At 70.6% G+C, this 8,663-nt stretch carries 6 protein-coding genes; 3 read left to right on the forward strand and 3 right to left on the reverse strand.

Going from position 1 to position 8,663, the window contains the following annotated elements:
- Positions 1–156: 156 nt before the first annotated feature.
- Positions 157–2,376 (forward strand): NADP-dependent isocitrate dehydrogenase, encoded by a 2,220-nt coding sequence (locus FNH08_RS36945; protein ID WP_322726095.1) that lies wholly within the window; start codon positions 157–159, stop codon positions 2,374–2,376.
- Between the two features lie 121 nt (positions 2,377–2,497).
- Here FNH08_RS36945 and FNH08_RS36950 read toward each other — a convergent pair whose 3' ends face one another.
- The 3 genes from FNH08_RS36950 to FNH08_RS36960 form a co-directional block, all read right to left on the reverse strand.
- Positions 2,498–3,418 (reverse strand): sugar phosphate isomerase/epimerase family protein, encoded by a 921-nt coding sequence (locus tag FNH08_RS36950; RefSeq protein ID WP_152775902.1) that lies wholly within the window; start codon positions 3,416–3,418, stop codon positions 2,498–2,500.
- Positions 3,415–4,566, reverse strand: a complete 1,152-nt coding sequence (locus tag FNH08_RS53720) for a Gfo/Idh/MocA family protein (RefSeq protein ID WP_322726096.1) — start codon at positions 4,564–4,566, stop codon at positions 3,415–3,417. Before FNH08_RS53720 ends, FNH08_RS36950 begins: the two co-directional genes overlap by 4 nt.
- 205 nt (positions 4,567–4,771) lie before the next feature.
- Positions 4,772–6,016 (reverse strand): ROK family transcriptional regulator, encoded by a 1,245-nt coding sequence (locus FNH08_RS36960; protein ID WP_152775903.1) that lies wholly within the window; start codon positions 6,014–6,016, stop codon positions 4,772–4,774.
- Between the two features lie 562 nt (positions 6,017–6,578).
- On the opposite strand from FNH08_RS36960, the gene FNH08_RS36965 reads away from it, so the two are divergent.
- Positions 6,579–7,685 (forward strand): Gfo/Idh/MocA family protein, encoded by a 1,107-nt coding sequence (locus FNH08_RS36965; protein ID WP_152775904.1) that lies wholly within the window; start codon positions 6,579–6,581, stop codon positions 7,683–7,685.
- A 53-nt stretch (positions 7,686–7,738) separates the two neighbouring features.
- Positions 7,739–8,626 (forward strand): sugar phosphate isomerase/epimerase family protein, encoded by an 888-nt coding sequence (locus FNH08_RS36970; RefSeq protein WP_152775905.1) that lies wholly within the window; start codon positions 7,739–7,741, stop codon positions 8,624–8,626.
- The last annotated feature ends 37 nt before the right edge of the window (positions 8,627–8,663 follow it).

Here is an 8,663-nt window from a genome sequence, read left to right on the forward strand (position 1 = left end):
GGATGGGACGGGTAGGGGCGGCGGGGGGCGGAACACACCAGGTCCAGCCCCACCGGTCCCGGACACCCCGATCGATACCGAACCCCTGTCGAGCCCGCCCCGCTCACGAGATATCTTGATGTCGAGCAATGTTGCAGACGTGGAGCGGAGCACCCGGTGACTGACTCGACCATCATCTACACGCACACTGACGAGGCGCCCGCCCTGGCGACCTATTCGTTCCTGCCGGTGATCCAGGCGTACGCCGCCCAGGCCGGTGTCACCGTCGAGACCCGTGACATCTCCCTGGCCGGCCGCATCATCGCCCTGTTCCCGGAGTACCTCGAAGAGGGCCGCCGCATCCCGGACGCCCTCGCGGAGCTGGGCGAGCTCGCCAAGACCCCCGAGGCGAACATCATCAAGCTGCCCAACATCTCGGCCTCGATCCCGCAGCTGAAGGCCGCGGTCGCCGAGCTCCAGGGCCAGGGCTACGCGCTGCCGGACTACCCGGACGACCCGAAGACCGACGAGGAGCGCGAGATCCGCGCCCGCTACGACAAGGTCAAGGGCTCCGCCGTGAACCCGGTCCTGCGCGAGGGCAACTCCGACCGCCGCGCCCCGGCCTCGGTGAAGAACTACGCCAAGTCCCACCCGCACCGCATGGGCGCCTGGACCCCCGAGTCCAAGACGAACGTGGCCACCATGGGCGTGGACGACTTCCGCTCCACCGAGAAGTCCACGGTGATCCCCGAGGACGGCACCCTGCGCATCGAGCTCAAGGGTGACGACGGCTCCACCACCGTCCTGCGCGAGTCCGTACCCGTACTGGCCGGCGAGGTCGTCGACGCCTCCGTGATGCGCGTCGCCGCGCTGCGCGAGTTCCTGACCGCGCAGGTCGCCAAGGCCAAGGCCGAGGGCGTGCTGTTCTCCGTGCACCTGAAGGCCACGATGATGAAGGTCTCCGACCCGATCGTCTTCGGTCACGTGGTGCGCGCCTTCTTCCCGAAGACGTTCGCCCAGTACGGCGAGGCGCTCGCCAAGGCAGGTCTGACCCCCAACGACGGCCTCGGCGGCATCTACAAGGGCCTGGAGTCCCTCCCCGAGGGCGCCGAGATCAAGGCCTCCTTCGACGCCGAGCTCGCCGAGGGCCCGGAGCTCGCGATGGTCGACTCGGACAAGGGCATCACCAACCTGCACGTCCCGTCCGACGTGATCGTCGACGCCTCCATGCCGGCCATGATCCGCACCTCCGGCCACATGTGGGGCCCGGACGGCCAGGAGGCCGACACCCTGGCCGTTCTGCCGGACAGCAGCTACTCCGGCGTCTACCAGGCCGTGATCGACGACTGCCGCGCCAACGGCGCCTACGACCCGTCGACGATGGGCTCCGTCCCGAACGTCGGCCTCATGGCGCAGAAGGCCGAGGAGTACGGCAGCCACGACAAGACCTTCGAGATCCCGGTCACCGGTACGGTCCGTCTCGTCGACCGGTCCGGCAACGCGGTCATCGAGCAGACCGTCTCCGCCGGTGACATCTTCCGCGCCTGCCAGACGAAGGACGCCCCGATCAGGGACTGGGTGAAGCTGGCCGTCACCCGTGCCCGCGCCACCGGCGACCCGGCGGTCTTCTGGCTGGACGAGACCCGCGCCCACGACGCCAACCTGATCGCCAAGGTCAACGAGTACCTGCCGGAGCACGACACCGAGGGCCTGGACATCAGGGTCCTCTCCCCCGTCGAGGCGACCAAGCTGTCCGTGGAGCGCATCCGGCGCGGCGAGAACACCATCTCCGTCACCGGCAACGTGCTGCGCGACTACCTGACCGACCTGTTCCCGATCCTGGAGCTGGGCACCAGCGCCAAGATGCTCTCGGTCGTCCCGCTGATGGCGGGCGGCGGTCTCTTCGAGACGGGCGCCGGCGGCTCCGCCCCGAAGCACGTCCAGCAGCTGGTCCGGGAGAACTACCTGCGCTGGGACTCGCTGGGTGAGTTCTTCGCCCTGGTGCCGTCCCTGGAGCAGTACGCCAAGCTCACCGGCAACGGTCGCGCCCAGGTCCTCGCCGACACCCTCGACCGCGCCACGGCGACCTTCCTCAACGAGGACAAGTCCCCGACCCGTCGCGTCGGCGGCATCGACAACCGCGGCAGCCACTTCTTCCTGTCCCTGTACTGGGCGCAGGAGCTGGCCCGCCAGACCGACGACGCGGACCTGGCCAAGGCCTTCGCCGCGTTCGCCGAGACGCTCACCGCGAACGAGCAGACGATCGTGGACGAGCTGATCGCCGCCCAGGGCAAGGCGGCGGAGATCGGCGGCTACTACCAGCCCGACCCGGCCAAGGCCGCGGCCGTCATGCGCCCGTCCACGACGTGGAACGAGACGCTGGCGTCGCTCGCCTGACCCATCGCTCCGCGGACAGCTAGTCCACACCTCGGCCGCCCCGACCGGAATCGCCTCCGGCCGGGGCGGCCTCTGTTCCGCCCGTTGTGGGTCTTCCTCGCCGTCAGTCCACGATCAGCTGTCAGTCCACGATCAGTGGACGCAGGGTCCGGTGGGCGATCCGCAGCCCCGTCTTGACCTTGTCCTCGGTGCCGCTCCACAGCGGGTCCTCGTGTTCGACGGAGAGCGTGCCGGTGAAGCCGTTCTCGTACAGGGCGTCGACGACCGCGTTCCAGTCGACCTGGCCGCGGCCCGGGACGCGGTAGCGCCACCAGCCGGTGTCCCAGGGGTTGTCGCGCCGGACCGCCTTGCCGAAGAAGCCGTAGCGGTCGACCGTGCCGGGCAGGATCTGGCAGTCCTTGGCCTGGGCGTGCACGATCCGGTCGGCGTGCGGGGCGATGGTCTTCACCGGGTCGACGCCGATCCAGGTGAGGTGCGAGGGGTCCCAGTTGAGGTACAGGCCGAGGCCGAACATCCATTCCCAGAGCTCGGGCGAGTAGGCCAGGTTGCCCGGGTAGCCGTCGGGGTGCCAGCCCTCCATCACGCAGTTCTCGATGATGATGCGTACGCCTCTCTCGCCCGCGTACTCGACGAGCCGGGGGAAGACCTTCTCGGCCTCGTCCAGGCTGTGCGCCACCGGCCGGGTCCAGTCGCGGCCCACGAACGTGCCCACGTACGGGACGCGCAGCGCGGCCGCCGCGTCGACGACCGCCCTGAGGTGGGCGTGGATCTCCGCACGGCGCTCGGCGTCCGGGTGGAGGTTGTTCTCGTAGTACGCCAGCGCCGACAGCTCCAGACCGTGGCGCTCGAACAACGCCCTCGTCTCGTCGGCCTCGCGTGCACCGAAGCCGGCCACCGGCAGGTGCGCCGCCTCGAAGTCCCGGCCTCCGGTGCCGGGCCATGCCGCCACCTCCAGGGCCTCGTACCCGGCTTGGGTCGCCCAGGCGGCGATCTCGGCCAGGGACAGGCGGGGCAGGCAGGCGGTGAGCATGCCGAGTTTCATGCGAGGGCCTCCATGGTTCGGGGGGTTTCGTCGACGTCGGTCCAGGCGAGCGACGCCGCGGACGTGAGGACCGCCTCCACGATCCGGGCGGCCCGCAGACCGTCGGCGCCGGTGGGCAGTCCCTCCGGGTCCTCGCCCCTGATCGCGGCGTATGCGTCGGCGACGAAGGAGGTGAAGCAGTCCGCGTAGCCCTGGGCATGCCCGGCCGGCAGCCGGGACAGCCGTCGCTGTTCGGCGGAACCGTGGCCGGGGTCGCGGACGATCAGCCGTGCGCCGTCCTGGGCACCGAGCCAGGCCGTCTCGGGGTTCTCCTGGTCGAAGACCGCGCTGCCGTCCGCGCCGTCGAGCTCGAACCACAGCCGGTTCTTCCGGCCCGCCGACACCTGGGAGACCGTCAGCGTGCCGGGGACGCCGTCGTCGGTCCGCAGCAGCACGGTGGCCACGTCCTCGGTGCGTACCTCGGCACGCGGGCCGGTACCGGCGCTCGCGAAGCTCGCCCCCGTGCCCGTGGGGCGGCTGGCGATCGTCGTGTCCAGCCGCGCGGTCAGCTCGGTGAAGCGGATCCCGGCGACCCACTCGACGAGGTCGCACCAGTGCGAGCCGATGTCCGCGAACGCCCGCGAGGGTCCGCCGTCGCGCGGGTCGACCCGCCATGACACGGCGTCCTCGGACAGCATCCAGTCCTGCAGATAGCTGCCGTGCAGCAGTTGCCACGCCCCGAACTCGCCGCGCAACCGGCGCGCCCGGATCTCCCGTACGAGCGGGTGGTAGCGGTAGACGAACGGCACAGCGAGGACCAGCCCCGTCCGCTCCGCCAGCCGGGTCAGACGTTCGGCGTCCGTGACTGCGGTCGCCAGCGGTTTCTCGCAGACCACGTGCTTGCCGGCGCGCAGTGCTGCTTCGGCCTGCCCGACGTGCAGCGCGTTGGGGGTGCACACGTGCACGACCTGGACGCTGTCATCGGCGAGCACCGCGTCCAGATCCGGATAGCGGGCGGGCAGACCCCATTCCTCGGCGGCCCGCGCGCCGCGCTCCGGAGTCGATGCCACCACGCCGGCCAGGTCGGCGCCCGTGGCGCGGATCGCGGCGGCGTGCACGGCGCCGATCATCCCGGCCCCGACCACCACCGCCCGTAGAGAACCAGCCACTGGTACACCTCCGCCTTCCCACGCTGTAGGTCCGGCTGACGTGAACCGAGGGCTTTCCGTGCTGTCACCGAACTAATGCACCCAGGAGCATGCGGTGGTGCATCGTGCGGGCCAAGGTGCCCGGTCCGCGGAGCGGAACGCTGTCTTTGTCGCGTGGCGTTCCGCGACCCGTGATCTGCGACTCGTGTTCTACGACTCGTGTTCTCTACGACCCGACCGGCACGTCCTCGACGTCGTCGGCCAGCATCCGCGCTATGCCGGTGGCACTGAAGACGTCCCGGGTGGCGAGGGCGATGGCGCCGTGGAGCGCCGAACCGCTGCCGAGTTGGGTCGTGGTGATGGTCAGGTCCCGGGTGGCCAGGGGAAGGGCGCGCTGGTAGACCACGGCACGGACACCGGACAGGAGGTCGTCGCCGAGTTCGCTGAGCGGGCCGCCGAGCACCAGCCTGCGGGGGTTGAACACGTAGACCAGCATGGCCAGCAGTTCGCCGATCTCGGTGGCGGCCTGGCGCAGGGCCCGTACGGCGTGGGGGTCGTTGTTCGCCACGCGCCGCACCAGTTCGTGCTCGCCGTGCAGCGGATCCTCGTCGGTCGACTCGGGGATGCCGAGCTGCTGCAGGACGGCCCGGTGAGAGGCGAGCGCTCTGACACAGCCGACGTTCCCGCAGGTGCACAGGGCGTCGCTGCCGCCGGCCGCCCGGATGTGGCCGACGTCGCCGGCGGCTCCGTCCGCGCCGCGGTAGACCTCACCGGTGGCGGAGACGAAGCCCGCCCCGATGCCGGTGCCGATCTTGATGCAGAGCAGCGGTGTGTCGCCCTGTTCCTGGACGGCCTCGCCGAGCGCCATGAGGTTGGCGTCGTTGTCCACCAGGGCCGGGGCCCGGAAGCGCTCGCTCAGGAACTCGACCGCCGGGTATCCGTCCCAGCCCGGCATCCCGTTCGGCCGCACCGCGCAACCTCGCTGGAAGTCCACGGGCCCGGGCAGGCCGACGACCACCTGGCGGACCCGGTCCGGCCCGCGCCCGGTCCGCTCCAGCAGATGTAGCAGACGCTCGCTCACCGCGCCCAGCACCGCCTCCGGTCCGGCGTCGACCCGGACATCCGCGATGTCCTGCGCGAGTATCCGGCCCGTGAGGTCGGCGATCGCGACGCGGGATGCCAGCGCGTCGACGTCCGCCACGGCGATGGTCCCCGCCTGCGGGCCGAGCGTCAGCACCCGGGGAGGGCGCCCGCGCACCGACTTCTGGGCCTCGATCTCCTGCAGGATGCCGCCCGCGACGAGGTGGTCGACCTGCTGGCCGACCGTGGACCGGGCCAGGCCGCTGCGCCGGGCGATCTCCGCACGGCTCGTCGCCTCCCCGGACACCACGAGATCCAGCACCCTGCGCAACCCGGCCGGGACCGCCGGGAGAAGGGCCGGGTCAGTGGCGTACCCGTCGCTGTCGCGCATGTCGTTCGGCCGCCTTTGTCTTTGGTCAGTTGCCTTTAGTCAGTATTTAGTCAGTGCGAAAAATTAAAACCGGCATCTTGTCCGGCACTTGCAAACTAAACGAAACTGCCGTGATGTGCACTTCGGTCACGATGAAAGCCGGGAAACTGGAGCTTTTATCAACGAAGGGCAACGCGAGTCAACGACGTCCGCCCGCTCCATGAGACGGCTCCCCTGCCGCTCCCACTCCCCGATGCGCACGACACCCTCGTCGGCACGCATCCGACGCGGCTCGGACAACCTCACTCCCCGGCGGGCAGAACGGCGTCCGACCTGCCTGTTCTCCCCCCCCTCGCCATACCCGCGCCGACGCTGCCGCCGGCACAGGACCGGCACCGTACTCCCTCCCACATCACGGTTCGATAACCCGGAAGCACCCGTTCTGCTCAGCGGACCATCGTCCTCGTTCCGCTCCCGCTGACGGGACTTCAATGCTCGGCAACCGAGCGGCCGGAGAATCCACCCGGCATCCCCTTTCGTTCGTCCTTCGGCCAAAACCCAGCCTGGGAAAGGAAGCGCGTCCATGACGACCAAGCCGACACATCGGATCGGCATCCTCGGCAGCGGCAACATCTTCGGCCGGTACGTCACCGGTCTGGCCCGCTACCCGGAACTCGAGATCGTGCGCGTCGCGGACATCGACGTGGCCCGGGCCGAACAGGCCGCCGCCGAGCACGACATCCCGGCCTGGGGCGACGACGCCGAGCTGTACGCCGACGACTCGGTGGACATCGTCGTCAACCTCACCCCGCCGGTGCACCACGCTCGTACGATCACCACCGCTCTGGAAGCCGGCAAGCACGTCTACGTGGAGAAGCCCCTCGGCACGACGGTCGAGGAGGGCCGGGCGGTCCTGGAGGCCGCGGCCCGGAGCGGGCGCCTCCTCGGCTCGGCTCCGGACACCTTCCTGGGCAGTGCGAGCCAGACCCTGCGCAAGGCCGTCGACGGCGGACTGATCGGCACCCCCATCGGCGCGTCCGCGTTCATCAGCCACAGCAAGGCGGAGACCTGGCACCCGGACCCCACGTTCCTCTTCCAGCAGGGCGGCGGCCCGGTGATGGACATGGGCCCGTACTACGTCGCCATCCTGGTGAACGCCCTGGGCCCTATCCGTACCATCACCGCGGCGAGCCGCATCGGAGCACCGCACCGGACGGTGACCGCGCCCTCCCGGACCGTCGACTCGATCGAGGTCACGGTCCCCACCCACGCCTCCGCGGTGCTCACCTTCGCCTCGGGAGCCATCGGGACGGCCCTGATGAGCTTCGACATCTGGGACACCGACCTGCCCCGCATGGAGCTCTACGGCACCGAGGGCACCCTGTCCCTCCCGAACCCGAACAACTTCGACGGCGACGTACGGCTACGGCGGCACGGCGACGCCGAGTGGACGGTGCTGGAGCCGGCCGTGGAGCTGTTCGGTGCCGTCGACACCCGTGAGCAGCACCAACGCGGTCTCGGCGTCCGCGACCTCGCCGACGCCATCGAGGGCGGCCGGCACCGCGCCACCGCCGGCTTCGCCTTCCACGTGCTGGAAGCGCTGTGCGCCGTGGAGGACGCCTCGCAACAGGGCCGACTCATCCACCTCACCAGCACGTGCGAGCGCCCACAGCCCCGCTTCAGCGCCTGACCGCCCCTCGCCCACCCGACGGCCCGGCTCCACACCTCCCCGAAAGGACCCGCATGACCATCAGCCCTGACAAGATCGCGATCAACCCGCTGCAGTGGATCGCCACCGACGACGGCTGGATCGACCCCGCGCTGGCTCCCCCGCTCACCGAGCGGCTCAAGGCCATCCGGGAAGCGGGCATCCGCTCCGTGCACGCCGAGGTGCCCGCCGACATGACGGCCGCCCAGTACGGACAGCTCCTCGCCGACCACGGCCTGGCCCCCGCTCCCGGCTACATCTCCGGCCCGCTGCCCGAGGACGAGACGAGCCTGCGCGAACACCTCGACAAGACGGACCGCATCAGCACGCAGATGGCCGAACTCGGCGTGCCCACGGTCTTCGTGGCCACCGGCATGAACAAGCAGGCACCCCGGGTCCACCGGCCCGCGGTCGGCGCCGACTCCAGCCCCGAACGCCTCGAACGGGTCCGTGACGTCTTCGCGCGCATGGGCGAGACCACCAGGGCGGGCGGCGTCACCGCCGCCTTCCACCCACACATCGGCACCTGGGCCGAGACCGAGGAGGAGACCCGCTTCATCCTCGACACCGTCCCCGCCGACGTCCTCTCCTTCGGCCCCGACATCGGCCACCTCGGCTGGGCGGGCGCCGATGTCATCGGTCTGATCCGCGACTACGGGGAGCGGGTCGCGAGCATGCACGTCAAGGACTACCACGCCGACATCGCCGCACGCGGCAGGGCCGAGGGCTGGACGTACCAGCAGACCGTCCTCGCCGGTCTGTGGGCCGAACCGGGACACGCGTCGGTCGACATCCCCGCCACCCTGGCCGCACTGCCCGACAGTTTCGACGGCTGGCTGGTCATCGAGGTCGACCGGGGCGCCCAGCCGACCCCCGAGGACAGTGTCCGGCTCTGCGGCGAATGGGCCCAGCGCGCGCACTGACGGCCCGCCGCCCGCACGGACCGGCCCCGCGAACCTC

The sequence above is a fragment of the Streptomyces spongiae genome (genome assembly GCF_009377185.1).
Taxonomy (GTDB): domain Bacteria; phylum Actinomycetota; class Actinomycetes; order Streptomycetales; family Streptomycetaceae; genus Streptomyces; species Streptomyces spongiae.

Coding starts and splice junctions, on each gene's coding strand:
- FNH08_RS36970 (WP_152775905.1), top strand. CDS start 7,739: ATGACCATCAGCCCTGACAAGATCGCGATCAACCCGCTGCAGTGGATC.
- FNH08_RS36950 (WP_152775902.1), bottom strand. CDS start 3,418: ATGAAACTCGGCATGCTCACCGCCTGCCTGCCCCGCCTGTCCCTGGCC.
- FNH08_RS36965 (WP_152775904.1), top strand. CDS start 6,579: ATGACGACCAAGCCGACACATCGGATCGGCATCCTCGGCAGCGGCAAC.
- FNH08_RS36960 (WP_152775903.1), bottom strand. CDS start 6,016: ATGCGCGACAGCGACGGGTACGCCACTGACCCGGCCCTTCTCCCGGCG.